This window comes from Microbacterium sp. cf046, from assembly GCF_900114345.1.
Taxonomy (GTDB): domain Bacteria; phylum Actinomycetota; class Actinomycetes; order Actinomycetales; family Microbacteriaceae; genus Microbacterium.
The window spans coordinates 1,072,140-1,097,441 of the sequence record NZ_FOZJ01000003.1; the positions used below are offsets into that span (position 1 = coordinate 1,072,140).

26 protein-coding genes and 1 tRNA gene are annotated in these 25,302 nt (G+C 69.3%); 14 read left to right on the forward strand and 13 right to left on the reverse strand.

What is annotated here, in order from left to right; translation table 11 throughout:
- Positions 1-11: 11 nt before the first annotated feature.
- Positions 12-476 carry a GNAT family N-acetyltransferase gene (locus tag BM349_RS17415; RefSeq protein ID WP_175525354.1) on the reverse strand — a complete coding sequence of 155 codons (465 nt, stop codon included), beginning with the start codon at positions 474-476 and terminating at the stop codon, positions 12-14.
- 2 nt (positions 477-478) lie between these two features.
- Positions 479-1,441 carry a DMT family transporter gene (locus tag BM349_RS17420; RefSeq protein WP_091708789.1) on the reverse strand — a complete coding sequence of 321 codons (963 nt, stop codon included), beginning with the start codon at positions 1,439-1,441 and terminating at the stop codon, positions 479-481.
- Between the two features lie 195 nt (positions 1,442-1,636).
- On the opposite strand from BM349_RS17420, the gene cysS reads away from it, so the two are divergent.
- The 3 genes from cysS (at position 1,637) to BM349_RS17435 (ending at position 4,777) form a co-directional block, all read left to right on the forward strand.
- On the forward strand, positions 1,637-3,061 hold the full coding sequence (cysS, locus tag BM349_RS17425) for a cysteine--tRNA ligase (protein WP_254773983.1): 1,425 nt from the start codon (positions 1,637-1,639) through the stop codon (positions 3,059-3,061).
- Complete coding sequence (gene rlmB, locus BM349_RS17430; RefSeq protein ID WP_091708793.1) at positions 3,051-4,046, forward strand: 23S rRNA (guanosine(2251)-2'-O)-methyltransferase RlmB; 996 nt, start codon at positions 3,051-3,053, stop codon at positions 4,044-4,046. Before cysS ends, rlmB begins: the two co-directional genes overlap by 11 nt.
- Before the next feature lie 89 nt (positions 4,047-4,135).
- A complete protein-coding gene (locus BM349_RS17435; protein WP_091708796.1) occupies positions 4,136-4,777 on the forward strand; it encodes an NAD(P)-dependent oxidoreductase in 642 nt (213 codons plus the stop codon).
- On the opposite strand, the gene BM349_RS17440 is transcribed toward BM349_RS17435, so the two are convergent.
- Entirely contained in the window at positions 4,774-6,081 is a 1,308-nt protein-coding gene (locus BM349_RS17440) for a DUF4032 domain-containing protein (RefSeq protein WP_091708798.1), read from the reverse strand. The genes BM349_RS17435 and BM349_RS17440 overlap by 4 nt on opposite strands.
- A gap of 76 nt (positions 6,082-6,157) precedes the next feature.
- The gene (locus tag BM349_RS17445) at positions 6,158-7,264 is read right to left on the reverse strand and encodes an ABC transporter ATP-binding protein (protein WP_091708800.1); all 1,107 of its coding nucleotides are present in this window, start codon (positions 7,262-7,264) and stop codon (positions 6,158-6,160) included.
- Positions 7,265-7,485: 221 nt separating this feature from the next.
- Between BM349_RS17445 and BM349_RS17450 the strand changes: the two genes are divergently transcribed.
- The 3 genes from BM349_RS17450 (at position 7,486) to BM349_RS17460 (ending at position 9,994) form a co-directional block, all read left to right on the forward strand.
- Positions 7,486-8,469 (forward strand): DsbA family protein, encoded by a 984-nt coding sequence (locus BM349_RS17450; RefSeq protein ID WP_091708802.1) that lies wholly within the window; start codon positions 7,486-7,488, stop codon positions 8,467-8,469.
- A 39-nt stretch (positions 8,470-8,508) separates the two neighbouring features.
- Positions 8,509-8,584 (forward strand) — tRNA-Thr (locus tag BM349_RS17455).
- A 135-nt stretch (positions 8,585-8,719) separates the two neighbouring features.
- Complete coding sequence (locus BM349_RS17460) at positions 8,720-9,994, forward strand: serine hydrolase domain-containing protein (RefSeq protein ID WP_091708805.1); 1,275 nt, start codon at positions 8,720-8,722, stop codon at positions 9,992-9,994.
- A 6-nt stretch (positions 9,995-10,000) separates the two neighbouring features.
- Here BM349_RS17460 and BM349_RS17465 read toward each other — a convergent pair whose 3' ends face one another.
- Complete coding sequence (locus BM349_RS17465) at positions 10,001-10,660, reverse strand: hypothetical protein (RefSeq protein WP_091708808.1); 660 nt, start codon at positions 10,658-10,660, stop codon at positions 10,001-10,003.
- A 61-nt stretch (positions 10,661-10,721) separates the two neighbouring features.
- Here BM349_RS17465 and BM349_RS17470 point away from each other — a divergent pair, with 61 nt between their 5' ends.
- Positions 10,722-11,651, forward strand: coding sequence for a DMT family transporter (locus tag BM349_RS17470; RefSeq protein WP_091709482.1), 930 nt, complete (start codon positions 10,722-10,724; stop codon positions 11,649-11,651).
- Here the strand turns inward: BM349_RS17470 and BM349_RS17475 are convergent.
- Together BM349_RS17475 and msrB are read right to left on the reverse strand one after the other, a co-directional pair.
- Positions 11,648-12,202 (reverse strand): nitroreductase family protein, encoded by a 555-nt coding sequence (locus BM349_RS17475; protein ID WP_091708810.1) that lies wholly within the window; start codon positions 12,200-12,202, stop codon positions 11,648-11,650. The two genes, BM349_RS17470 and BM349_RS17475, sit on opposite strands and share 4 nt — an antisense overlap.
- A complete protein-coding gene (gene msrB / locus BM349_RS17480; protein ID WP_091708812.1) occupies positions 12,199-12,606 on the reverse strand; it encodes a peptide-methionine (R)-S-oxide reductase MsrB in 408 nt (135 codons plus the stop codon). Before msrB ends, BM349_RS17475 begins: the two co-directional genes overlap by 4 nt.
- Positions 12,607-12,690: 84 nt before the next feature.
- Here msrB and BM349_RS17485 point away from each other — a divergent pair, with 84 nt between their 5' ends.
- From BM349_RS17485 to groL, 5 genes are all read left to right on the forward strand, one after another.
- Positions 12,691-13,677, forward strand: coding sequence for a DUF2332 domain-containing protein (locus BM349_RS17485; RefSeq protein ID WP_091708814.1), 987 nt, complete (start codon positions 12,691-12,693; stop codon positions 13,675-13,677).
- 9 nt (positions 13,678-13,686) lie between these two features.
- Complete coding sequence (locus tag BM349_RS17490) at positions 13,687-13,938, forward strand: DUF3263 domain-containing protein (RefSeq protein WP_091708816.1); 252 nt, start codon at positions 13,687-13,689, stop codon at positions 13,936-13,938.
- 72 nt (positions 13,939-14,010) lie between these two features.
- Positions 14,011-14,586: a LytR C-terminal domain-containing protein gene (locus BM349_RS17495; protein ID WP_091708819.1), complete on the forward strand. Its 576-nt coding sequence runs from the start codon at positions 14,011-14,013 to the stop codon at positions 14,584-14,586.
- 129 nt (positions 14,587-14,715) lie between these two features.
- The gene (locus BM349_RS17500) at positions 14,716-14,916 is read left to right on the forward strand and encodes a cold-shock protein (RefSeq protein WP_091708821.1); all 201 of its coding nucleotides are present in this window, start codon (positions 14,716-14,718) and stop codon (positions 14,914-14,916) included.
- A 190-nt stretch (positions 14,917-15,106) separates the two neighbouring features.
- Entirely contained in the window at positions 15,107-16,726 is a 1,620-nt protein-coding gene (gene groL / locus BM349_RS17505; RefSeq protein ID WP_091708824.1) for a chaperonin GroEL, read from the forward strand.
- Positions 16,727-16,877: 151 nt separating this feature from the next.
- Here the strand turns inward: groL and BM349_RS17510 are convergent, their stop codons facing one another.
- The 4 genes from BM349_RS17510 to BM349_RS17525 form a co-directional block, all read right to left on the reverse strand.
- Positions 16,878-17,165 (reverse strand): WXG100 family type VII secretion target, encoded by a 288-nt coding sequence (locus BM349_RS17510; RefSeq protein ID WP_091708826.1) that lies wholly within the window; start codon positions 17,163-17,165, stop codon positions 16,878-16,880.
- A 122-nt stretch (positions 17,166-17,287) separates the two neighbouring features.
- Positions 17,288-18,976, reverse strand: a complete 1,689-nt coding sequence (locus tag BM349_RS17515; protein WP_091708829.1) for a sensor histidine kinase — start codon at positions 18,974-18,976, stop codon at positions 17,288-17,290.
- 111 nt (positions 18,977-19,087) lie between these two features.
- Positions 19,088-19,780 (reverse strand): response regulator transcription factor, encoded by a 693-nt coding sequence (locus BM349_RS17520; RefSeq protein ID WP_091708831.1) that lies wholly within the window; start codon positions 19,778-19,780, stop codon positions 19,088-19,090.
- A 93-nt stretch (positions 19,781-19,873) separates the two neighbouring features.
- Positions 19,874-20,425, reverse strand: coding sequence for a TetR/AcrR family transcriptional regulator (locus BM349_RS17525; protein ID WP_091708833.1), 552 nt, complete (start codon positions 20,423-20,425; stop codon positions 19,874-19,876).
- A gap of 74 nt (positions 20,426-20,499) precedes the next feature.
- Between BM349_RS17525 and BM349_RS17530 the strand changes: the two genes are divergently transcribed.
- Positions 20,500-21,375, forward strand: a complete 876-nt coding sequence (locus BM349_RS17530) for an alpha/beta fold hydrolase (RefSeq protein WP_091708835.1) — start codon at positions 20,500-20,502, stop codon at positions 21,373-21,375.
- Between the two features lie 16 nt (positions 21,376-21,391).
- Here BM349_RS17530 and BM349_RS17535 read toward each other — a convergent pair whose 3' ends face one another.
- On the reverse strand, positions 21,392-22,054 hold the full coding sequence (locus BM349_RS17535) for a helix-turn-helix transcriptional regulator (protein ID WP_091708837.1): 663 nt from the start codon (positions 22,052-22,054) through the stop codon (positions 21,392-21,394).
- A 115-nt stretch (positions 22,055-22,169) separates the two neighbouring features.
- Between BM349_RS17535 and BM349_RS17540 the strand changes: the two genes are divergently transcribed.
- The gene (locus BM349_RS17540; RefSeq protein WP_368086686.1) at positions 22,170-23,390 is read left to right on the forward strand and encodes an NAD(P)/FAD-dependent oxidoreductase; all 1,221 of its coding nucleotides are present in this window, start codon (positions 22,170-22,172) and stop codon (positions 23,388-23,390) included.
- 189 nt (positions 23,391-23,579) lie between these two features.
- Here BM349_RS17540 and BM349_RS17545 read toward each other — a convergent pair whose 3' ends face one another.
- The gene (locus BM349_RS17545; protein ID WP_091708840.1) at positions 23,580-25,220 is read right to left on the reverse strand and encodes a DNA repair helicase XPB; all 1,641 of its coding nucleotides are present in this window, start codon (positions 25,218-25,220) and stop codon (positions 23,580-23,582) included.
- Positions 25,221-25,302: the final 82 nt, after the last annotated feature.

The window sequence follows — 25,302 nt, forward strand, 5'->3', positions numbered from 1 at the left end:
GCCAGCTCGGCTCAGAGCGTGCGTGTCATGAAGACCGAGTACGGATCGTCGGTGTAACCCTCGAACGGGCCGCACAGCGTGAAGCCCTCGCTCTCGTAGAGCCGCTGGGCCGGAACGAATTCCTCGGGGCTGCCGGTTTCGAGCCAGAGGCTGGTCATTCCCCGCGCACGCGCTTCGGCCACGATGTGCCGCAGGATCGCGCGGCCGACGCCGCTGCCGCGGAAGCGATCGTCCACGCGCATCGACTTGAGCTCGCCTCGCTCGGCGTCGATCGTCTTGAGTGCGCCGATTCCGGCCAGCTCGCCGTCGATCCATGCCGACCAGAAGGTGATCGACGGATGCCGAAGCCCGTCCACATCGAGGGCGTGCACGCTCTCCGCGGGCGAGGTGTCGTGCATGCCGTCCAGATGGAACGCGATCAGCGCGCGGATCGCGTCGCCGCTCAGGTCGTCGGTGCGGATCTCGATGTCGGGCATCGTCACCCCTCCACCGCGAAGGGCACAGGGTCGCGAGGGGCGCGGGAGCCCCACGCGAGCAGCGCGAGACCGAGGGCGAGGATGGCGAGCCCGATGATCGCGAGTGCGGAGAGGCGTTCGCCGAGCACGACGATGCCGAGGATGCTGGCGGTGAGCGGTTCGCCGAGGGTGAGCGTCGCGGCGGTGGCGGCGGTGAGCCCGCCCAGACCCCAGGTGAACATGACGTAGGCGATCGAGATCGTGGCCAGACCGAGCCAGAGCGCCATGACGAGACCTGTCGGGGTGGCAAGCCACGCGAGGTCGACGAAAGGCAGCACGAGCGCGGAGATCACGGCAGAGCTCGCACCCATCGACCCGACCACCGTGAACGGATCCCAGCCTTCGTCGAGCAGCCTCCGCTGCACATTGGCGATGACTGCGAACGTCGCGCCGGCACCGACGCTGCCGAGCAGTCCGATCGGATCGGTCCCTCCACCACCGGCCCCACCGGCGGCGGCGGCCTCGCCGCCGAAGCCGAGCAGGACGACGCCGACCGTCGCGAGCGCGGTGGCGGTCATCCAGGTGCCGCTGGGCATCCGACGCGTGAGTCCCCACTCGAGCAGGCCGGCGAGGATCGGAGCCGATCCGAGGGCGACGACCGTGCCGACCGCGACGCCGTTGCGCTCCGTACCGAGGAAGAACAGCGGCTGGTACAGGGCGAGGCAGAACCCGGTGAGCACCATCAGGGCGATCGGGCGGATGCCGCCCGTGGCGAGGCTCAGCGGCCGAGGCTCGCCGGTCGCCCTGCTGCGCAGCGCATGCCGTCGTGTCAGGAGGAACGCGATGATCGCGAGGCCCGTGCCGCCGATCACGAGTCGGACCGCGCCGACCGACAGGGGAGTGGTGCCCTCCGGCCCGAGGGCCATCGCAGTGCCGGTCGTGCCGAACAGCAGCGCGGCGGCGAGGACGGCGAAGACGTGGAGCACCCTCCAGTTCTACAGGCACCGGCATCCGGTCGCCGATTCGCGTGGCGGTGGATCCGCGTGCACAACCGCGGACATCAGTTCCGACGCGCCGTGGTGCGGCATCCCCAATGGGCGTGTCGGCCACGAGCTCCGCCGCCATGCTCACCGCCTTGTCACGCCCAGGTTCGGCCGCGGGGCCGCCGGTAGGCTGGTGCGGTGACACCCGGTACATCGCCCGTGAGGCTCTACGACACCAAAGCGCAGTCCCTGCGCGACTTCGTGCCGCTGGACCCCTCGAACGTGACGGTGTACGTCTGCGGCCCGACGGTGCAGTCCGGTCCGCACATCGGGCACCTGCGCGGCGCGCTGAGCTTCGACATCCTGCGGCGCTGGCTCGCCCATCGCTTCGGCCGGGTGACGTTCGTGCGCAACGTCACCGACATCGACGACAAGGTGCTGGCCAACGCGACCGCGTCCGAGCCGTGGTGGGCGCTGGCGTACCGGATGGAGCTGGAGTTCTCGCAGGCGTATGCCGCGATCGGCATCGCCCCGCCCACCTACGAGCCGCGGGCCACCGCGTCGATCCCGCAGATGCAGGAACTGATCGCCCGCCTGATCGAGGCGGGGCATGCCTACGCGGCGAACGGCGACGTGTACTTCGACGTGCGCTCCTGGGCCGAATACGGCTCGCTCACCCGTCAGTCGCTCGATGCCATGGAGCCGGCGCTGGATGCCGATCCTCGCGGCAAGCACGATCCGCGTGACTTCGCCCTGTGGAAGGGCGCCAAGCCCGATGAGCCGGAGAGCGCCACCTGGGCATCGCCATGGGGCTCCGGTCGCCCCGGCTGGCACATCGAATGCTCGGCGATGTCTCGCCGGTACCTCGGACCCGAGTTCGACATCCACGGCGGCGGGCTGGATCTGCGCTTCCCGCATCACGAGAACGAGCTCGCCCAGTCGACCGCCGCGGGCGACCCGTTCGCGCGCTACTGGGTGCACAACGGGCTCGTGACCGTCGGCGACCAGAAGATGTCGAAGTCCCTCGGCAACTTCCTGCTCGCCGAAGACGTGCTGCGCGAGCGCGACCCGCTCGTGGTCCGCTACGCGCTCGCCGCCGCGCACTACCGGTCGAGTCTGGACATCACGGCATCCTCCTTCGACGAGGCGGAGACCGCGCTGGACCGCATCCGCGTCTTCCTCGAGCGCGCGCTGCGCACCCTGCAGGATGACTCCGACGATGTGCGCATCGACGCCGTCGTGCCGGAGCGCTTCGCAGCCGCGATGGACGACGACCTCGGCGTGCCTCAGGCGCTCGCGGTGCTCCACGAGACCGTTCGAGCCGGCAACACGGCACTGGACGAGGGCGACCGCGCGGCGACGCTGGCCGCGTTCGCCGATGTGGCGATCATGACCGGCGTGCTGGGCATCGACCCGCTCGACCCCGCCTGGCACACGGACTCGCCGGGGGCTGAGGCAACCGCCCTCGGCGCTCTCGTCCGCAGCCTCATCGCTCAGCGCGCCGACGCGCGCGCCGCCAAAGACTGGGCAGCAGCCGATCGCATCCGCGACGCGGTCGCCGCCGCGGGCATCACGCTCGAAGACACGAACGACGCAACACATTGGAGTATTCATGGCCGGTAGCAAGCCGGGGCGCCCTGGCGCCAGCAAGGGCAAGAAGGGCCCCACCAAGGGCACGGGCGGCAAGAACAAGCGCTCGCTCGAGGGCCGCGGACCGACCCCGAAGGCCGAGGATCGCGCGTGGCACCCGGCCGGCAAGCGGAAGGCGGCGCAGGAGCGCTACGCGGCCGCCGGCGGCAAGGGCAGGCCTGCGGGGCAGTCGCAGTCGCGCCCCCGCGCCGCGAAGAAGGACGACGACACCGAAGTGGTGACCGGGCGCAACTCGGTGCTCGAGGCGCTGCGCGCCAAGATCCCGGCGACCGCGTTCTACATCGCGCAGCGTGTCGAGATGGACGACCGCGTCAAGGAGATGCTCTCGATCGCCACGCATCGCGAGATCCCCGTGATGGAGGTGACCCGGCCCGAGCTCGACCGGATGGCCGGCTTCGACGGCGTGCACCAGGGCGTCGCGCTCAAGGTCCCGCCGTACGAATACGCGCACCCGCAGGACCTGCTCGAGAACGTCATCGAGAAGGGCCGCACCCCGCTGTTCGTCGCGCTCGACGGCGTGACCGATCCGCGCAACCTCGGTGCGATCATCCGCTCGACCGGCGCCTTCGGCGGTCACGGCGTGATCCTCCCGCAGCGTCGTTCTGCGAGCGTCAACAGCGCAGCCTGGAAGACGAGCGCCGGCGCCGCGGCACGCATCCCGGTCGCGATCGCGCCGAACCTCACCGCGACGCTCAAGGAGTTCAAGAAGCAGGGCGTCTTCGTCCTGGGCCTCGACGGCGGCGGAGACGTCTCGCTGCCCGCGCTGGAGCTCGCCGACCGACCGGTCGTGATCGTCGTCGGATCCGAGGGCAAGGGCCTGTCGCGTCTCGTGAGCGAGACGTGCGACCAGATCGTCTCCATCCCGATCGATGCCGCCACCGAGTCGCTGAACGCGGGGATCGCGGCATCCGTCGCCCTGTACCAGGTGTCGACGCTGCGCGCCCAGAAGGGCGCCTGACCCGACCACTGAGACGCGGTGTTTCATTCTCGGGAATGAAACACCGCGTCTCGCCCTTGCAACCGACGACCCCGTCGAAAGGAAACAACATGGCACGCATCGCCGTCATCGGAGGAACCGGCTACGCCGGCCGCAACATCGTCGCCGAGGCGGTGAGTCGCGGTCACACGGTCGTGTCGGTGGCCAGATCCGTGCCCGCGGAGCGTGTCGAAGGCGCCACCTACATCGAGGGGACACTGCTGGATTCCCCCAGCCTCGCGACCGAGCTCGAAGGCGTCGACGTCGTCGTCTCCACCGTTCCCGCACGGGGCGACATGGTCGGAAACGTGCGTCCGGGCGTGGCTGAGCTCGTCGCAGACCTGCCGACGAGCGTCCGCATCGGCGTGATCGGCGGCGCGGGCGGAAGCCTCGCCGCTGAGGGCGGCCCGCGCGTGGTCGACCTCGACACGTTCACCGACGAGTACAAGCCCGAGGCGCTCGAGGCGATCGGCATCCTGGATGACCTGCGGGCGACGGATGCCGCGCGCGACTGGTTCTACATCCACCCGGCCGGCGGCTTCGGCGTCTGGAACCCGGGGGAGCGCACCGGCACCTACCGCGACGGCGGCGACGTCATCGTGACGGATGCCGACGGTGAGTCGTACATCTCGGGCCCGGACCTCGCGGTCGCGGTGGTCGACGAGATCGAAGAGCCGAAGCACTCGCGCGAGCGCTTCACCGTCGGGTACTAGACCAGATCCCGCCAGTCGACGCTGTCCGCGTCGTCGTCCTGCACCGGGATGTCGGCCGTGATCACCGGGAGCGCCATCGTCTCGGTGACCGGCCCCATCAGCGTCGCCTCATCGCGGCGGTGCCGCAGCACGTCGTCGATGTAGCTGGAGATCGCCTCGGCGAGCGGCACGGACCGGCCGCGGGCCTGCGACATGTACCAGCGGTGCTCGAGCACCTGGTGGAACACCTCGGCGGGCTCGAGCTTGGCACGCAGGTCGAACGGGATCGACTTGATCACCGGTTCGAACACGCGGGTGAGCCACTCGTGAGCGACCATGTCCTCGTCGTCGCCGAGGCGTGAGATGCGCGCCCGGAACTCGTCGAGGTCGTTGAGCAGGCGCCGCGCCTGGTTCTCCTCGACATCGAGTCCGGTCAGTCGCAGCAGCCGCCGCGTATGATGCCCGGCATCCACCACCTTCGGCTCGATCGAGACCTTCGTGCCGTCGATCGTCGCCTGGATCGACATCTCACCGATGTCGAACCCGAGGTCGTTCAGTCTCTGCACCCGCTCGGTGATACGCCAGGACTCGTTGGCGGCGAACGTCTCCTGGTCGGTCAGCGCGGTCCACAGCGACCGGTACGACGACATGATGCCGTCCGCGATCGCGATCGCATCGACCCCGCCTTCCAGGCGGCCGCCGGCCTCGAGGTCCATGATCTCGCCCGCGATGTTCGTGCGCGCGACGTCCAGGTCGTGAGCCCGCTGACCGGCGGTCAGGCCGCTCTCATGCAGCTCGCCGGTCTCGGCGTCCACGAGGTACGCCGCGAAGGCGCCGGCATCGCGGCGGAACAGCGTGTTCGACAGCGACACGTCGCCCCAGAAGAACCCCACGTTGTGCAGGCGCACGAGCAGCACCGCGAGCGCGTCGACGAGGCGATTGGCGGTGTCGGGCCGGAGCACCTGCGTGAACAGGGCCCGGTAGGGCAGGGAGAACTTCAGGTGGGCGGTCACCAGCGCGGCCGGCAGCGGCCTGCCGTCGGCATCCGTCCGTCCCGCGATCACGGCGACACGATCCACGCACGGCGCATCGAGGCGGTCCAGGTTGCCGAGCATGTCGTACTCGCGGCGGGCCATCTCCTCGGTCGTCTCCTTGATGGCGACGACCCGGCCGGAGAGATTCGCGAACCGCACCAGGTGGCGGGAAAGCCCCTTCGGCAGGAACACGATCGTGCTGCTGGGCCACTCGCCCAGCGGCGTCGACCACGGCAGCGACAGCAGGCCGGGATCCACCGAACTCGCGGTGATGCTGAGCGCGTCTGGCATCTGGCTCCCCGGTGCGGCGCGGAAAAGAGAAACCGCGGCGCGGGGGTCGATGACCCTCCGCGCCGCGGTCGCGATATTAGCTGCCCGAGATCACCGGAGCGTCGTTGAGGCGCTCGCCGGACTCGACGTCGAACGCGTGGACGTGACCGGCCGTCGCGGCGAGCGTGACCGTGTCACCCGCGTTCGGGTGACGGCGACCGTCGACGCGCGCGACGATGTCGGTGCGCTTGCCGGCGATGTCGGTGTGGCCGTACAGGTAGCCGTCAGCGCCGAGCTCCTCGACGAGGTCCACGACGACCGAGAGGCCCTTGCCATCGGCCGGGCCGACGACGATGTCCTCGGGACGGACGCCGACAGTGACCTGGCTGCCGTGCGCGCGGCCGACCGTGTCGCGGTCGAGCGCGACGACCTCGGAGCCGAACTGCACGCCGCCCTCGGCGAGGTCCGCCGGGAACAGGTTCATGGCCGGCGAGCCGATGAAGCCGGCGACGAACACGTTGTTCGGGCGCTCGTAGAGGTCGCGCGGGGTGCCGACCTGCTGCAGGAGACCGTCCTTCAGCACGGCGATCCGGTCGCCCATGGTGAGCGCCTCGGTCTGGTCGTGCGTGACGTAGACGGTCGTGACGCCGAGTCGGCGCTGCAGCGATGCGATCTGCGTACGCGTCTGCACGCGCAGCTTCGCGTCGAGGTTCGACAGCGGCTCGTCCATGAGGAACACCTGGGGCTGGCGGACGATGGCGCGACCCATCGCGACGCGCTGACGCTGGCCACCCGAGAGTGCCTTGGGCTTGCGGGTGAGGTAGTCCTCGAGGTCGAGGAGCTTCGCGGCCTCGAGCACGCGCGCCGCGCGCTCGTCCTTGCCGACACCGGCGATCTTCAGAGCGAAGCCCATGTTCTCGGCGACGGTCATGTGCGGGTACAGCGCGTAGTTCTGGAACACCATCGCGATGTCGCGGTCCTTCGGCGGGACGTCGGTGACGTCGCGGTCGCCGATGAGGATGCGGCCGGAGTTGACCTCTTCGAGGCCGGCCAGCATTCGCAGGGACGTGGACTTGCCACAGCCGGAGGGTCCGACGAGAACGAGGAATTCCCCGTCTCCGACCTCGAGGTTGAGCTTGTCGACCGCGGCACGAGTGCCCCCGGGGTACAAGCGCGTTGCGTTGTCGAACGTGACTGACGCCATTGATTCTTCTCCTTCACCGGCAGGTACGTGCCGGACGATCCGTAGTGATGGAATTTGCGGGGCGAACCGCACGCCCTTCGTCGGGCGCTCCCCAAGTATGACACGGGCCGCGCGCAGGCGCCGTCTGGGTATTTCCCAGCCTGCCTGGCTAGCATCGTCCTCGGTCGCCTCCCGTGCGGCCGTGCAGGGCCACCGGCCCGCAATCCGCCCCGAGAGGTCCCATGTCGAGCGACGAGTCCCCTAATGTGCCCGCTGAGCGGGACCGCCGTCATGCGGTCCGCGAGAAGGCGCAGCAGGTTCAGGCGCAGCAGTCGCGAGCGCGCCGCATCCGGACGGCCTCGATCGCCGCGGGTGTCGTCGCCATCGTCGCGATCGCCGCTCTCGTTGTCACGTGGACGGTCACGTCCGTCGCCTCCCAGCCGCTGCTGAACCCGTCGAACGTCACCGACGACGGCTTCGTCGTGACCACGGTCACCGGCGTCGGCTCGCCCGACGAGTCGGGCACGGTCGATGACGAAGCAGTGCAGTCGCTGGACGCGGTCCCGACTGAGACCGCGACGCCTACGCCTACGCCCACGGCGACGCCGACACCGGGTGCGACCGAGCAGCCCGTGGTCGACATCCGCGTCTACGTCGACTACCTCTCGACCGGCTCCCACGACTTCCAGCTCGCGAACGTGCAGCAGCTCTCCAAGTGGGTCAGCGAGGACGCCGCGACCCTCACGTACTACCCGGTTGCGATGCTGACCGCGAAGTCCAACGGAACGAAGTACTCGCTGCGCGCCGCGAGCGCCGCGGCCTGCGTGGCGACGCACTCGCCCGAGACCTTCTTCGCCTACAACAACGCGCTGCTGGCCCAGCAGCCGACCGTCGACTCGGACGGCTACACCGACGTGGAGCTGGCCGACATGGCCGTCGCGTCGGGAGCCGATTCACCTAAGGTCGTGCGCTCGTGCATCGAGAAGCAGGCGTTCGCCTCGTGGGCGAAGTCGGCGACCGAACGTGCGCTGCAGGGTCTCCCCGACACCGAAGACGTGGCCCTCACCGGCACGCCGATGGTGCTCGTGAACGGCATCCCGTATGTCGGCGCGCTCGATGACCCCAAGGAGTTCGCGCAGTTCGTGCTGACCAGTGCGAGCGACGCGTACTACAGCACCCCGACGCCGACGGCGACCCCGTCGCCGAGCGCGACCCCCACCCCGTAGCGGATGCTGCGCGCACGGCTTCGGTAGACTCGGAGCCCTGCCGACTTGGCGCAATTGGTAGCGCACCTAACTTGTAATTAGGGGGTTACGGGTTCAAGTCCCGTAGTCGGCTCCACGAAGCTCGGCTGACCGGTATTCCTCGTCCTAACTGGACCAAGATGCACGCAGCCGACCATGCCCCCGGCATGCCCAGTGACATCCGGCCGTCGAGGTTGTAGCTTTCAGTCACCCGCCGATCTGGGAGATCGCGATGCCTCGCTCTATTCGTGCGGCAATGCTGCCGCTGCTGCTGGTCGCCGCCCTGGTGGGGTGCACGGCGCCGACGGGGGAGCCGACGCCCGCCACCACCGCGACTGCGAACTCCGCCGACAACGACGCGCCCCGTACGGAGATGGCCGCCGGGATCGCATCGGTGGTCGAGTCGGCGATGGAGGACATGCATCTGAAGGCGGTGCTGGTCGAGGTGCGGATCGGCGATGAGACGGTCATCAGTGAGGCGTTCGGCGAATCGATGACGGAGGTTCCGGCCACCGCCGATATGCACTTCCGCAACGGTGCGGTCGCTTTCTCGTACATCAGCAATCTGCTGCTGCAGTACGTCGACGACGGCACGCTCTCGCTCGACGACACGATCGACGAGTGGGTGCCGGAACTGCCCGAGTCCGACAAGGTGACTCTGCTCATGCTCACCAACCAGACCACCGGCTACCCCGATTTCGAGCAGAACGCCGACTGGTTGGCGGCATACAACGCCGACCCGTTCCACCTGTTCACTTACGAGGAGCGCATCGACTACGCGTTCTCGACGCCGTTGCAGTTCGAGCCGGGCACGAACTGGAGCTACGCGCACACCAATTTCATGATCCTCGGCCACATCCTCGAGAAGGTGGCCGGCCGCCCGCTCGACGAGCAGATCCAGGACAAGGTGCTCACGCCGATGGGGCTCACCGAGACCGCGGCGTACACCACGTCGTTCATCCCCGAACCCGTGCTGCACGCGTTCAGCTCCGAGCGCCGGCAGGCGCTGGGCGTGCCTGCCGGCGCTGCGTTCACCGAAGAGTCGAGCTTCTGGAACCCCGCGTGGGGTACCCCGATCGGGCTCGCGCAGACCACGACGATCTCAGACATGGCGTCGACCGCGGTCGCGATCGGCACCGGCGAGCTGCTGAGCGACGAGAGCTTCCACGCGATGACCGACTCGAAGCTCATCGGCTTCGGCGAGAAGCTCCCCGCCTGCGAGCCGTCGTGCTTCACGCAGGTGGACGCCTACAACTACGGCTTGGGCGTAGTCCGGTCAGGGGAGTGGATACTGCAGAACCCGCTGTTGAGCGGGTACAGCGCCGCCGAGGCATACCTGCCAGCGCAGGAGATCTCGATCGCGGTCGCGAACACGTTCGAACCCGAGGCGTTCGACTGCAACGGCATCTACGACAACACCGCCGACGCCCTCTTCCGGCTGATCGCCGCTCACGTCGTCCCCGAGCACGCTCCTCCGACGGCGCCGCCGAGGGAACCCGAATGCTGACTGTCGTCAGTTGCCCGGCTCGAACGTGAGCGAGACGGGCGTCGAGCCGCTGCCCCGGTCGAAGTACAGGGTCGCGGTGACCGTCGCACCGCCCTCAGACGGGCCGACCGTCGCCGTGAAGCCGTCTCCGGTGCCGTCCCGGTTGAAGTCCGCGAGCTCCTCGTCGAGGGCGTCGATCTGAGCCTGATCCCAGCCGTACGTCGGCGCGAGCGCGGTCACCCGCTTGACGGCATCCGCCCACGTTCCCGTGCCGTCGAGTGCGACGGTCACCGAAGCGAGTTCGCCGTCCTGCGTCACGGCCGTGAGCGCGGCGACGTCATCGACGACGTACACGTCGTCCTGGCCGGCGACGACTGCGCGGACGGGTCTGCGGAACTCCGCGGACTTCTCGGCATCCGCCGCCATCCCGAGCTTCTCGGCGGGAAGCGCGCCCTCGCCGATCCGCACGCGCAGGATGCCCTCGACGTTGACGTAGTCGAAGCCGGCATCGGTGAGCATGCTCGACCCGTCGGTCGCCTTCTGGTCCGTGGATGCGGCCGGGTTCTCCTCAGCCCACCACGAGCCCTGCACCGCGAACGTGGCGAGCACGACGAGCCCGATCGCGACCACCAGCACCGTCGCCGGCAGCCAGGTCAGGAGAGTGCGCGTGCGCGCGGAAACGGCCACACTTCAGGGTAACCGCGGGTGGGGACGCTCCCGGCATGATGGGGGAGTGACCCGCGCCCGCATGCCCGCCTGGATCGCCCTCGGCGGCGCGGTGCTGGTCGGCGTGTTCACCGCTCTGCAGGCGCGAATCAACGGTCAGCTGGGCGCGCGGCTGGACGACGGGCTGGTTGCGGCCGTCGTGTCGTTCGGCTCGGGCCTGGTGATCCTGATCGTGCTGTCGGCAGCCGTCCCGGCCGGCCGGCGCGGATACGCTGCGCTCGTCGCCGGCGTGCGCTCGCGCGGCATCCCGTGGTGGATGCTGGCCGGCGGCGCAGCCGGCGCGCTCACGGTCGCGACGCAGGGCATCGCGGTGGCGATCATCGGCGTCTCGCTCTTCACCGTCGGCGTGGTCGCGGGTCAGGCGCTGTGCGGTCTCGTGCTCGATCGACTCGGCTACGGACCCGCGGGTGTCGTCGCCGTCACCCTCCCGCGGCTGCTCGGCGGCGTGCTCGCCCTCGTGGCGGTCGGCATCGCGCTGACCGGCGACGGCTTGACCGGCATTCCGCTGTGGATGCTCGCCCTCCCGCTGCTGACCGGAATCGGCATCGCGTGGCAGCAGGCGACGAACGGCCGGCTGCGCCAGCGCGTCGGCACGCCCCTGACCGCCACGCTGGTCAACTTCGTGGGAGGCACGATCATCCTGGCGGTCGCCGCGGTCGTGCACGTGGCGTTCGTCGGATCGCCCGCGGCGTTCCCGCCGGACCCCTGGCTGTACACCGGCGGCGCGATCGGGGTGGTGTACATCTTCATGTCGGCCGCGCTCGTGGCGCACACAGGCGTGCTGCTGCTGGGCCTCGGCGCCGTGGTGGGCCAGCTCGGCATGTCGTTCGCGCTGGACGCGCTGTGGCCGGCACCGGCGAGCCCGGGGATCGCCCAGGAGCTCGCGATGGTCCTCGTCGCCCTGCTGTCGGTCGTCGTCGCAACCGTGCCGTGGCGGCGGCTCCGGCGCTAGAGGTCCTTCAGCTTCTTGGCCGGCATCCGCGAGACGTGGCGGCGTGCATCGACCGCCTTGCGTCGGCCCTGGCGCGCCCGCGGCGGCTTGCCGCCGACGTAGAGCCAGCCGAGCAGCTTCTCGTCCTTGCCGAGCCCGTGCGCCTTGGCGACGACCTTGCTGCGCGTGTAGTCGCCGGTGCGCCAGAACACGCCCCAGCCCGCCTCATCCAACAGCAGGCTGAGCATGTGCGCCACACCGGACGCGACCGCCTCCTGCTCCCACGCGGGCACCTTGCTCTTGCGGTAGCTGACCACCACCGCGATCAGCAGGGGCGCGCGCATCGGCTTGGACGAGATGCCGTCGTCGCCGTTGGCCTTGTTGATCGCGCGCCCGAGGCGCTCGCGGTCCTTCCCGCGCAGCTCGATGAGCCGCCACGGCCGAAGCGAGGAGTGGTCGGCGACGCGGCCCGCTGCAGAGACGAGGTGCAGGATCTCGGCGCGCGAAGGGGCGGCATCCGTCACCTTCGACCACGAGCGCCGAACGCGGACGGCCTCGAGTGCGCTGGTCACGCGCCGTCTTCGGGGTGGAACTCGAGGGCGATCGAGTTCATGCAGTACCGGTCGCCGGTGGGGGTGCCCACGCCGTCCGGGAACACGTGGCCGAGGTGCGAGCCGCACGTGGCGCAGCGGACCTCGGTTCGCAGCATCCCGAGCGTGCGATCCTCGATCAACTCGACGGCCTCGGGGCGCACCGACTCATAGAAGCTCGGCCAGCCGCAGTGCGAGTCGAACTTGGTGCCGCTCTTGAACAGCTCGGATCCGCACGCCGCGCATGTGTACAGTCCGGCCCGGCTCTCATCGAGCAGCTCGCCGGTCCACGGACGCTCGGTGGCCGCCTCGCGAAGCACCTGGTACTGCTCGGGTCCGAGTTCCGCACGCCACTGCTCGTCGGTCTTGTCCACGCTGTAGGTCATGTCGTCCTCCTCAACAGTCCATTCAACCCCACCCGCGCGTGCGCCGGTCGTCCGGGTCTGGGCATCGACCGCGAGAATGGAGCGATGGATGCCGCCGCCGACGTCTCGGAGCGATACGGCCGGTTCGCCCGCGAAGAGGCCCCCGGGCGGTCCGCCCTGTACGCGCAGTGGGCGGCGGGCGTCGAGTCGGATGCGGAGATCTCGGCACTGCTGGGCCGCATCCCGGCGACGCACCGTCAGCCGCCGCTCGTCTTCGCGGTGACACGCATGCTCGGAGCGCCGGAGCGTTCGTATTCCGAGTGGGCCGCCTGGGTGCTCGCGCACGCGGATCGCGTCGTCGACGAGTGCTCGCGACGAAGCCTGCAGACCAACGAGCCGCTGCGGTGCGCCGCCCTGCTCCCCGCCCTCAGCGACATCGCCGGCCCCCTCGCACTCCTCGAGATCGGCGCGAGCGCCGGGCTCTGCCTCTATCCGGACCGGTACTCGTATCGCTACGGCGGCGGCCCCGACCTCGACCCCGTCGACGGCGTTTCGGCCGTCGTGCTCCATGCGGACGTCAGCGGCGACCCGCCGCTGCGGATGCCGGAGATCGTCTGGCGCGCCGGCATCGATCTGCATCCGCTCGAGGTCGCAGACCTCGACGATCGGCGCGTCCTCCTGAGTCTCGTATGGCCGGGGGAGCGTGGGCGGGCGGCGCGGATCGATGCCGCGCTCGACATCGCCGCCGCCGACCCGCCGCTCCTCGTCCGCGGGGATGCGACCGAGGAGGGGGTGCTCGAACGGCTCGCCGCGCGCGCACCGGCGGACGCGACCCTCGTCATCACGACTCCGGGTGTGCTGCCGCACATTGCGCGCGCAGGCCGAGAGAGGCTGTTCCGGATCCTCGCCGGAATGGATGCCGTGTGGGTCTCGATCGATCCGCCGGGCCTGCACGACGAGTGGGACCCGCCCGTCGACAGTGCCTCGTGGGGCGGGTTCGTGCTCGGGCGCGACCGGGTTCCGCTGGCCGCGGTCGACCCACTCGGCGCATTCGTGGAGTGGCGCGCCGGGGGTGCGCGCGAGCGGCGTTAACGTGAATCCGTGCCCCTCAGTGACCGCGACCGCGCCATCCTCGGATTCGAGGCGGAATGGCGTCGTCACGCGGGTGCGAAGGAACAGGCGATCCGCGCAGATCTCGGCATGTCGCCGGCGCGGTACTACCAGCTGCTCGGTCGCCTGATCGACACGACCGACGCCCAGGCCCACGATCCGATGCTCGTCAAGCGTCTGCGCCGTATCCGTGACGCGCGCCAGCAGGCGCGTCTCGCGCGCGCATCCGGCGCGCCGCGCTAGGACCCCCGGGCTCACCCCACAGCCGCGCGCCGTGCTGACAGGGGCACTGCCGCATACGGGTACCATCGTGGAGTGCCGAGAACGACCTTCCCGCGGGATCGCTTCGACGACCTTCCCGCGGATGCGGGCCGGGTCGGCGCCCACCGTGCCGAGAACCCCCGAATGCGCGGATGGGTGGTGCTGCTGTGGGCGGTCCTTGCGACCATCGTCCTGGTCGCACTGGGCATCTTCGGCACGCTGCTGGTCACAGGGCGCGTCGTGCTCTTCCCGACGCCGACGCCCACGGCGACTCCGCTGCCGATCGTGACACCGGTCGTCGACCCGACATACGAGGTGCTGGTGCTCAACGCCACGCCGGAGCAGGGGCTCGCGACGCAGATGAAGGACGTCGTGGTCGCCGCCGGCTGGGCCGAGGACACCGTCCTGGCCAGCGAGGCCGGCTCGACGGACTTCCCCGAGACGACGATCTACTACTACCTGCCGGCGGATGAAGCGGCAGCTGCCGGCCTTGCCCAGGTCATCGGAGGCGCCAAGCTCGAGCAGAGCGATGTGTACCAGCCGGTCGACAATCCCGAGGCGAAGCAGCTGACGATCGTGATCGGCCTGGACCGCACCGCCAACCCGCCGACCGAGACCCCCGCGCCCTGATCCGCGGCCGCGCGTGTTTCCGCCCGGTAAACACTTCGATGCACGCGTGTCAACAGTTGGCTCCTGGACGAATCCGGCGCGCCGCGCGTGCTTACGATGGCCCTGTTCCCCGCACTACAGGAGATTCAAATGACCCAGGGCACCGTGAAGTGGTTCAACGCCGAGAAGGGCTTCGGTTTCATCACCGTCGCAGACGGGCAGGACGTCTTCGTCCACTACTCGAACATCGACATGAGCGGATTCCGCGTGCTCGAGGAGGGGCAGACGGTCGAGTTCACCGTCGGCACCGGACAGAAGGGCCCGCAGGCCGAGTCCGTCCGCGTGGTCTGACCCGCAGCCGCAGCCACGTTCCGTTCCGACCCCGTCTCTTCGCGAGGCGGGGTTTCGGTGTTGCATGACGCAGCGCGTCGCGGCATCCCTCCACGGCTTGCACTCGATGGGGTCGAGTGCCAGAATGGATTAGCACTCGACTCATCTGAGTGCTAAGACATCGCAGACGTCCGGGAGGGACGAAAAACACATGGCTAAGATCATCGCTTTCGACGAGGAGGCCCGTCGTGGTCTCGAGCGCGGCCTCAACATCCTGGCCGACGCCGTCAAGGTGACACTGGGCCCCCGCGGTCGCAACGTCGTTCTTGAGAAGAAGTGGGGCGCCCCCACCATCACGAACGATGGTGTGTCGATCGCCAAGGAGATCGAGCTCGAGGACCCCTTCGAGAAGATCGGCGCGGAGCTCGTCAAGGAGGTCGCCAAGAAGACCGACGACGTCGCGGGTGACGGAACCACCACCGCAACCGTGCTGGCCCAGGCACTCGTCCGCGAAGGCCTGCGCAACGTCGCGGCCGGCGCTGACCCCATCTCGCTCAAGCGCGGCATCGAGAAGGCCGTCCAGGCCATCTCCGACGAGCTGCTCGCTTCCGCGAAGCCCGTCGAGTCGAAGGAGCAGATCGCCGCGACGGCGTCCATCTCCGCCGCCGACACCACCATCGGCGACCTGATCGCCGAGGCGATCGACAAGGTCGGCAAGGAGGGTGTCGTCACCGTCGAGGAGTCGCAGACCTTCGGCACGGAGCTCGAGCTCACGGAGGGCATGCGCTTCGACAAGGGCTTCATCAACCCTTACTTCGTCACCGACCCGGAGCGCCAGGAGGCCGTGTTCGAGGACGCGTACATCCTGATCGCGAACCAGAAGATTTCGAACATTAAGGACCTTCTGCCGATCGTCGACAAGGTGATCCAGGACGGCAAGGAGCTCGTCATCATCGCCGAGGACGTCGAGGGCGAGGCACTTGCGACTCTCGTGCTCAACAAGATCCGCGGCATCTTCAAGTCGGCTGCCGTCAAGGCTCCCGGCTTCGGCGACCGTCGCAAGGCGCAGCTGCAGGACATCGCGATCCTCACGGGTGGCCAGGTCGTCACCGAAGAGGTCGGCCTCAAGCTCGAGAACGCGACGCTCGACCTCCTCGGTCGTGCCCGCAAGGTCATCATCACCAAGGATGAGACCACGATCATCGAGGGCGCCGGCGACCCCGCGCAGATCGAGGGTCGCGTGACCCAGATCCGCCGCGAGATCGACAACACCGACAGCGACTACGACCGCGAGAAGCTCCAGGAGCGTCTTGCCAAGCTCGCCGGCGGCGTCGCCGTCATCAAGGCGGGTGCGGCGACCGAGGTCGAGCTCAAGGAGCGCAAGCACCGCATCGAGGACGCCGTCCGCAACGCGAAGGCAGCCGTCGAGGAGGGCATCGTCCCCGGTGGTGGCGTCGCGCTCATCCAGGCCGGCAAGGTCGCGTTCGCGGCCCTCGACCTCAAGGGCGACGAGGCGACCGGTGCGAACATCGTGCGTGTCGCGATCGAGGCTCCGCTCAAGCAGATCGCGCTGAACGCCGGTCTCGAGCCCGGTGTCGTCGCGAACAAGGTCGCGGAGCTGCCCGCAGGTCACGGCCTCAACGCCGCGACCGGCGAGTACGGCGACCTCTTCGCACAGGGCATCATCGACCCCGCGAAGGTCACCCGCTCGGCTCTGCAGAACGCCGCGTCGATCGCCGCGCTGTTCCTGACGACCGAGGCCGTCGTGGCCGACAAGCCCGAGCGTGCAGCCGCTCCGGCCGGCGACCCGACCGGTGGCATGGACTTCTGACGCGACCCGGATCAAGGCTGCGAAGCAGCGTTGACGCGGGGCGGGTCAAGGTCGAGTAGGCGCCAGCGCCGCATCTAGACCCCGTCCTTCACACAGAAGAGCCCCTCCTCCGGGAGGGGCTCTTCTGCGTCTCGGGACCGGACGCGTCGCCTCAGCGGAACAGGCTCACCGTCGCCTGCTCGGCGTCGGCGTACTGCCGGCCGGCCGCCGCGAGCGCGGTGTTGATGCCGGCGAGCGAGTCCTCGACCTGCCGCTGCGTGGCGCGCCACTGATCGACGACGGTCTGGAACGCGACGGCGGCGCTGCCCGTCCAGCTGGCCTGCAGCTGGGTGAGCTGGGTCAGCATCGCCTGCGTCTCGCCCTGAAGGCGATCGATCGTGCCGCGCACGGCGGCCGTGGTGGTCAGGACGGCGTCGCTGTCGACGGAGAAGACGGCCATGGGAGCTCCTTGATCGATGGGGTGGGAGACCCACGCTAGGAGTGCGCGGGCAGGCGTCCATCGCCGCCGAACCGTGCTGTGGGCGCTGACGTCCGCACGCCGCACTGGGGAGGAGCGGACGGTCAGTCCTGCGGCAGCTGCAGGCGCTCGAGTGGCTGCGTCTCGATCATGAGGTGCTCCGATGCCTCGCGCTCATGGGCGAGCGGGATGGCGACGCGGAAGGTGGCACCGCCGCCGGGCGTCTCATCGACCGACACGGAGCCGTGCAGGGCCTCGACGATCGAGGCGACGATCGACAGTCCGAGCCCGGTGCCGCCCGTCTCACGCGCTCGCGAGGTGTCGGCACGCCAGAACCGCTGGAAGATCTTGTCGCGGATCTGCTCGGGGATTCCGTCACCATGGTCGGCGACCTCGATCCAGCCCATTCCCGCAGCCGCGTCCACACCGATCCGCAGGTCGATGGGCGAGTCCTCCGAGGTGAAGCGACGCGCGTTTCCGAGGAGGTTCGCGACGACCTGCCGGATGCGGTTCTCATCGCCCAGGACGATCGGGGGAATCGAACCGCCCACCGCGGCCGGGGCGACGGGCGCGACCGGCGGCAGCTCTCCATTTCCGGTCGCCTCGGTCGCCGGCACGGGACGGGGCCTGCGACGCAGGAGCGAGAGCGCGCCACCGCCGGCACGCGCGATCGCCGACGTCGGGGGCGATCCGCGGCGTCGTGGGTTGGCGGCGGGTTCGGGCTGCGGCTCGGCGGCGGGCTCCGAGAGCGGAACGGCCTCGATCGTGGTGTCGAACACCGTGACCGGTCGCAGGGGCGAGGTCGCGCGGACATCGAGCGCGGCATCCCGTGCGATCGGGCGGAGGTCGACGGGCACCACGATCACGTCGCGCCGCTCGTCCAGGCGCGCGAGGGCGAGGAGGTCCTCGACGAGCACGCCCATGCGCATCGCCTCCTTCTCGATGCGATCCATCGCCTGGGCGACATCGTCATCGCCGGAGATCGCGCCCATCCGGTACAGCTCGGCATATCCGCGGACCGTCACCAGCGGGGTCCGCAGCTCGTGGCTCGCATCGCCGATGAAGCGGCGCATCTGCCGCACGGATGCGTCGCGCTGCGAGATCGCGAAGTCCACCCGGCCGAGCATCGCGTTGATCGCGGTCTTGAGCCGCCCCACCTCAGTGGTGGTCGGTTCGATGTCGGTCATGCGCTGACTGAAGTCGCCGGTCGCGATCTCCATCGCGGTGGATTCCACCTGGCCGAGGCTGCGGAACGTGAGGGTCACGAGCCACCGTGTGACCAGCGCCCCGCTGATGATGGCGATGACGGAGAGGATCGTGTAGATGCCGAGGAACGTGCCGATCGCGCGATTCACCGGCGCGGTCGGCAGCGCGACGAGCTGGGTGAACAGCGTGCCGCTGACCTCGAGCGGCGCGACGCTCGCGCGGAACTGCGCGCCGGTCTCGGCATCCTCGATCGTGAACGGGTCGGTGCCGACGACGTAGGTCTTCTCCAGCGCGAACTCGGTGGGGAAGTCCGGTTCGGGCTCATCGCCGCCGCCGCTGATGAGCAGCAGTCCGGGGGTCTCGGCTCCGTACAGGGCGACGTGGTAGTCGGTCCGGGACGGCTCGGCCTTCTCGGTGACCGCCGGGACGCCGCCCGAGATCTCGATGTCGAACAGCCCGGTCGCGATCTCCGTCGTGACCGCCTGCTCGACCGTGCTGTCGAGATTGGCGAGCAGGGCGTTGCGGAAGAACACGGTGGCGCCGGCTCCCGTGGCCAGCAGTCCGATCGCGAGCACGGCGACCGTCACACCGGTGACCTTCGCGCGCAGGCTGATGCCACGCCACCATCGGGTGACCGCGTCCGTCTTCTTCAGGCGCTTCTCGTGCAGAAGGGCGGCCCCCTCGGGTCAGGGACCGCGTCAGGCGGTCTTGCCGGCTTTGAGCATGTAGCCGAAGCCGCGCTTGGTCTGGATGAGGGGTTCGGTGGAGTGCGGATCGATCTTGCGGCGGAGGTACGAGATGTAGCTCTCCACGATGCCCGCGTCGCCGTTGAAGTCGTACTCCCAGACGTGGTCCAGGATCTGCGCCTTCGACAGCACCCGGTTCGGGTTGAGCATGAGGTAGCGCAGGAGCTTGAACTCGGTGGGGCTGAGATCGATCGACGCGTCGCCGACCAGGACGTCGTGCGTGTCCTGATCCATCGTGAGCTCGCCCGCACGGATCACCGACTCCTCATCGGCCTGCATGGTGCGCCGCAGGATCGCCTGGATGCGGGCGACGATCTCGTCGAGGCTGAACGGCTTGGTGACGTAGTCGTCGCCGCCGGCGTTGAGGCCGGCGATCTTGTCCTCGGTCTCGTCCTTCGCGGTGAGGAAGAGGATCGGGGCGGTGTAGCCGGCGCCGCGGAGCCGTTTCGTCACGCTGAAGCCGTTCATGTCCGGAAGCATGACGTCGAGGATGATCAGGTCCGGTTCCTCTTCGAGCACGGCCGAGATCGTCTGGGCCCCGTTGGAGACTGCTCGGACCTGGAATCCGGCGAATCGGAGACTCGTGATGAGCAGGTCGCGGATGTTCGGCTCGTCGTCCACGACGAGGATGCGAGGTGCGGTCATGGGTCCAGTATGGCCACCGAACCCATGCGCTGTCTGGATATCGTCCGGAGCGGCCCCCGATCAAGGTCTCGTCGGGTGCTCCTCGCGCACCGGTCACGCCAGCAGGCAGCCCCGCACCGCGACGGCGACACTGGCCCGCACGGGGGCGTCCGGGTCGACGCTCAGGCGGTGCAGGACGATACCGTCGCCGAACGCCATGAACGCGTGCGCCGCGGTATCGGGATGCTGCGCACCGAGTGCGGTGAGAAGACTCCGCGACCATGCGAACATGCCCTCGCGCTGAGCGCGCAGCGGAGCGAACAGATCGGGGTCGGATGCCGCCTCGAGGAACAGCGCGTAGCGCGCGCGGGTGCGGACCGCGTACGGGCCGGTCAGCAGCTCGACCATCTCGCTGAACATGTCGATGAAGCCTTCGAGGTCGTCGAATGGCTGCGCGACCGCTGCCCCGATATCGCGGATCTCCTGCTCGGCGATCCATGTGGAGACTCCGGCGAGCAGGGCGGCGCGGGTGCGGAAGTGATTCGACGTCGATCCGCGGGGGAGCCCCGCTCGCGCGTCGACACGCGTGTGGGTGAGCGCGCGGATGCCCTGACTGCCGACGAGGTCTACGGCGGCGTCGAGGGCCCGTTCGCGTGTGGTTCTCATTGGTCCGACCCTATTCTCGTTCGAGTACTGCAGATGTAGTGACACAGCACTATAAACGTAGTAGATTGTCGAGCATGACCGAGATCACCGGCATCCGTTCCCGCACGGTCACCGCGAACGGACTGCGCATGCACGTGACCGAGGCCGGCGTCGGGTCGCCGCTGCTGCTGCTCCACGGGTTTCCGCAGAGTTCGCGGGAATGGGCGCCGGTGATGGCGGCGCTCGCCGACCGCTCGCACGCGATCGCGCCGGACCTTCGGGGCGCGGGGCAGACCGATGCCCCGTCCACCGGATACGACGCCAAGACGGTCGCACTCGACGTGATCGCGCTCCTGGATGCGCTGGGCCTCGAGCGCGTCGACCTCGTCGCCCACGACTGGAGCGCCCTCGTCGGCTTCGATCTGTGTCTGGACCATCCCGACCGCATCCGCAGGTATGTCGCGGTCGCCGTCCCTCCGCCATACCTGCGCATGACTCCCGCGCTCATGGCAGGGATGATGAAGGCGATGCCGCACCTGTGGTTCCAGTGGGCGATCGCGACCCCTGGGCTCGGACCGGCGCTGCTGTCGAGAGGCAGGCAGCGCCTCGCGCGCTGGCTGCTCCGCGGCTTCGAGCGCCGGCCGATGAACGGGACGGATGTCGCCGCCTACGTCGACGCGCTGCGTGAGCCCGCCCGGGCGCGGGCAGGCTCCAAGCTCTATCGGGGCCTCATTCTGCCGGGCTTCGTGAACATCATGAGAGGCACCTATCGCGGCCGGGTGCTGCACACCTCGACGCTGGTGCTGTTCGGCGCGGACGATGCGCTGCTGGACCAGGATGCGATATCGATCCGCGCGGAGGACGCGCCGCACACGACCATCGAATTCGTTCCCGACGGCGCCCACTTCCTCGTGGACGACAATCCTGCAGAGGTCGCGCGGCGCATCGCCGACTTCCTGGAGCCTGCCTGATCCTCTCTCTGCGGCGTCAATCGCCGCGCCGATGGACGGCGACGCAGCAATGACCGGCCCGCGGTTCGAGGGCGACCTCGCGATCATCGCCCGAAGCTGCGGCCATGCCGCGGACGAGTTCGACGTTGGCGGAGCAGATGAGCTGCGTGTGCCGCTCGGCAAGCGCGTGGAAAGGGCAGTTGTCGAGAATGATGCCGCCGGTGCCGTCATCGCGCGGACCGTACCCGCAGGCGACGAGCGCACTCTCCAGGGGCGCATGCGCGGCGCCGATCGCCGTGCCCGCCCGGTGCGCCTCGGCTACGAGGGCGGAACGCACCGGCACTCCTTCACGATCGGCGCGCTCGGCTGCCGTGGCGAGGAGCTCGCCCGCCAGTTCGTAGTGGCGCTCCGGCGAGCTGGCAAGCAGATCGCCGGATGCCGGGCTGTAGAGCTTCGTCGGTCTCCCGGCGCCCGGTCCCGTCCGGCCGGACCGGCGACGGCTCTCGGTGGTGAGCAGGCCGGCCGCGGCGAGGCGATCGAGGTGGATCGCCGCGGTGCTGCGCGGGATGCCGAGCGCCGCGGCGGCGTCATCTCTGCTGAGCGGCGCACCGGCCTCGACGACGGCGCGGTAGAGCCTGCGGCGCAACGGTTCTGCGAGCACGGCCAGCGCGTCCAGACTGTTGGGCGCGAGCGAGGTCATGTGGTGAGCATATCTAAAAACACGAATCTTGACAAAAGAATGTGCACGGACCTATGGTCGGGCCAGAAGCCGGCGAAAGGCGAAATCGCGGGATCGGGCGACGAGGGAGCGAATCGTGCACATCGTGATCATCGGCGGAGGGCTCGCCGCCGGAACGGCCGCGAAGACCCTGCGGGACGAGGGCTACGACGGCGACGTCACGATCATCGCCGACGAGGTGCATCCGCCGTATCAGCGCCCACCTCTCTCGAAGGGCTATCTCGCGGGGAAAGAAGGCTCGGACAAGGTCATCCTGCGTCCCCGCGAATGGTACGTCGATCACGGCATCGACCTCCGCACGTCGACAGAGGCTGTCGGGCTCGACCCCGCCGACCACGCAGTGACCCTCGCCGACGGCGGGCTCCTGCGGTACGACTCGGTTCTGCTGGCGACCGGCTCCTCGCCCCGATCACTGCCGATCGCGGGCGCCGAGCTGCCGGGGGTCCGCACGCTGCGCCGGCTCGACGACTCCGACGAGCTCGCGGCCCAGTTGCGGGAGGGCGGGAAGCGGCTGGTCATCATCGGCTCGGGCTGGATCGGCATGGAGGTGGGGGCGACTGCTCGCGAGCTGGGCAATGACGTGACCGTGCTGGAACGGGATCCCGTCCCCCTCGCGGCCGCGGTGGGCGCGGAGATGGGCGAGGTCTTCCGGGCCCTGCACGTGGAGAAGGGAGTCGATCTGCGCACCTCGGTGAGCGTCGAGCGGATCACCGGCAAGGCAAGCGCCGACGGCGTCGTCGTCGACGGCGAGACCGTACCTGCCGACATCGTGCTGATGGGGGTCGGCGCGGCGCCGAACACGGCGCTCGCCGAGCGGGCGGGCCTGCGCATCGACAACGGCATCCTCACCGACTCCGCGCTGCGCACCAGCGCTCCCGATGTGTACGCGGCGGGTGACGTCGCGAACGCCTATCACCCGGTGATCCAGCGGCACCTGCGCAGCGAGCACTGGGCGAACGCCCTGCATGCCGGGCGGGTGGCGGCGCGTGCAATGCTCGGTCAGCGGGTCTCGTTCACCGACATCCCGTACTTCTACACCGATCAGTTCGACCTGGGGATGGAGCTGTCCGGATACGCGCCGCTCATGGCGGACGCCGACCTGATCGTGCGCGGTGATCGCGACGCACGCGAGTTCGTCGCGTTCTGGGTCGATGGCGGCCGCATCGTCGGCGGCATGAACGTGAACGTCTGGGACGTGAACAAGACCGTTCAGGCGCTGATCCGGTCGGGAAGCCTCGTCGACGTCGATGACCTGCGCGATCCGTCCATCCCGCTCGCGGGCCTGCTCGGCGCATGATGACCGATCCGCGCATCGACCGGGTGGAGATCTGAGATTGAGCGACGGCGTGCACAGCTGCGGGGATCGTGTCCGACACGCCGCGCCCCGGTGGTGATCAGCCGCGTGTCGCCGACGCTCCCCGCAGTTGTGCTCGGGGCGGGCGCTCAGGCTGAGACCTCGCGGGCTGAAGGAGCACGCTGCCCAGGCTCAGGCTGCGATCGCGTGGGCGTCCAGGATCGTGTAGCTGTAGCCCTGCTCGGCGAGGAACCGCTGGCGGTTCTGTGCGAAGTCCTGGTCGACGGTGTCGCGGGCGATGAGCGTGTAGAAGCTCGCGGTGTGACCGGACTCCTTCGGGCGCAGCAGGCGACCGAGGCGCTGCGCCTCCTCCTGGCGTGAGCCGAACGATCCGGACACCTGGATCGCGACGGATGCCTCGGGCAGATCGATGGAGAAGTTCGCGACCTTCGAGACCACGAGCAGCGAGATCTCGCCCACGCGGAAGGCCTGATACAGCTTCTCCCGCTCGTCGACCGGCGTGGCGCCTGTGATCTGGGGCGCGTTCAGCGCCTCGGCGAGGATGTCGATCTGGTCGAGGTACTGCCCGATCACCAGGATGCGCTCGCCCTCGTGGCGCTCGACGAGCTGGCGGACGACGCCGATCTTCGCGTGCGCGGTGGCGGCGAGGCGGTAGCGCTCGTCGTCGGCGGCAGCGGCGTATTCGAGGCGGTCGCCGGCCGGGAGGTCGACCCGCACTTCGTAGCAGGCAGCGGGGGAGATGAAGCCCTGAGCCTCGATCTCCTTCCACGGAGCGTCGAAGCGCTTGGGCCCGATCAGGCTGAACACGTCGCCCTCGCGGCCGTCCTCCCGCACGAGGGTGGCGGTCAGTCCGAGCCGGCGGCGGGCCTGCAGGTCCGCGGTGAGCTTGAAGACCGGCGCGGGCAGCAGGTGCACCTCGTCGTAGACGATGAGGCCCCAGTCGAGCGCGTCGAGCAGCGCGAGGTGCGCATACTGACCGCTGCGCTTGGCCGTGAGGATCTGGTAGGTCGCGATCGTGACCGGCTTGATCTCCTTCATCTGCCCTGAGTACTCGCCGATCTCCTCGGCGGTCAGCGACGTGCGCTTGAGCAGCTCGTCACGCCACTGCCGGGCGCTGACGGTGTTGGTGACCAGGATCAGGGTCGTCGTCTTGGTGTCGGCCATGGCGGCGGCTCCGACGAGCGTCTTGCCGGCGCCGCAGGGGAGCACCACGACTCCCGACCCGCCCTCGGTGAAGATGTCCACGGCCTGCCGCTGGTACGGGCGCAGCGTCCATCCCGACTCATCCAGTTCGATCGGATGCGGCGTCCCCGGCGTGTAGCCGGCGAGGTCCTCCGCGGGCCAGCCGATCTTGAGCAGCTCCTGCTTGATGTGACCGCGCGCCCACGCGTCGATCACGAACGACTCCGGCGACGGATGCCCGATCAGCAGCGGCTGGATGCGCTTGTTGCGCGACACCTCGGTCAGCACGGCGCCGTCGGTCGCGGTCAGCAGCAGCTCGCCCTCTGCGTTCCGCTCGATCGTCAGCCGTCCGTACCGGCCCACCGTCTCGCGGATGTCGATCGAGACCGACGGCGGCACCGGGAACCGCGACCAGCGCTCGAGCGTCGCGAGCATGTCTTCGGCGTCATGGCCCGCGGCGCGCGCGTTCCACAGTCCGAGGCGCGTGATCCGATACGTGTGGATGTGCTCGGGCGCGCGCTCGAGCTCGGCGAAGATCGCGAGTTCGTGGCGCGCGGATTCCGCGTCCGGGTGCGCCACTTCCAGCAGCACAGTCCGGTCGCTCTGCACGATGAGAGGACCGTCAGCCATAAGGGTCAATCCTACTGGCCGGGCGTCGTGCGCGGCTCTGGTCGCCTGCGGACCACGTGGATCGGCAGCGCAGGTCTCGGTG